This window comes from Brevibacterium otitidis (assembly GCF_042429315.1).
In the GTDB taxonomy this organism is placed as follows: Bacteria; Actinomycetota; Actinomycetes; order Actinomycetales; family Brevibacteriaceae; genus Brevibacterium; species Brevibacterium otitidis.
The window spans coordinates 1-772 of record NZ_JBHMAU010000036.1 but is presented as its reverse complement, the minus strand read 5'-3'; the positions used below and the strand labels follow the sequence as shown (position 1 = coordinate 772).

At 61.5% G+C, this 772-nt stretch carries 1 protein-coding gene; it reads left to right on the top strand.

Translation table 11 applies throughout. From position 1 onward, the window contains the following. The coding region (locus ACFFN1_RS04745) for an IS1634 family transposase (protein WP_376839092.1) at positions 1-772 on the top strand (772 nt) is incomplete at both ends.

The window sequence follows — 772 nt, the reverse complement described above, 5'->3', positions numbered from 1 at the left end:
TATTTCGAAGCAGAGAAGGAAGACGACCTCCGCAAGGTCGGGTACTCCAAAGAACGCCGAGTCGACCCGCAGATCGTCGTCGGGCTCCTCGTCGACCGCCACGGCTTCCCTCTAGAGATTGGCTGCTACGAGGGCAACAGGGCCGAGACGCACACGATCATCCCGATCGTGAAACAGTTCCAAGACCGGCACGGGATCGCCGATATGGTCATCGCCGCCGATGCCGGGATGCTGTCAGCGAAGAACCTGAAAGATCTCGACGATGCTGGTCTACGGTTCATTGTCGGTTCGCGCCTGACCCGGGCACCAGGCGACCTGGCCACGTACTTCCATTGGGAAGGCACAGCCACCGACGACGGACATATCGTCGATACGATCACTCCACGCGGGACAAAGCGCCTGGATCCTGAACGGGTCAATACGAGAGCTGAACCCGTATGGACGGATGAGTCGCATCCGCACGCGTGGCGGGCGGTGTGGCAGTTCCGACGGAAACGCGCCCTCAGAGACCGGCAGACGCTGACCCAGCAGCGCAACAAGGCCCTTGCCATCATCGATGGTGACAAACCGGCGCGCAAGACTCGGTTCGTGCGCGTCAAGGACGCGAAGAAGTCCCTCGACGAGGACGCCTACGATCGGGCCATGAGCCTGGCCGGCTGGAAAGGGAACCTGACGAATCTGCCCGCTACCACAATGGCCGCGGCCGAGGTGATCGGGAATTATCACGAGCTCTGGCACGTCGAGCAGTCGTTTCGCATGTCGAAGACCGACC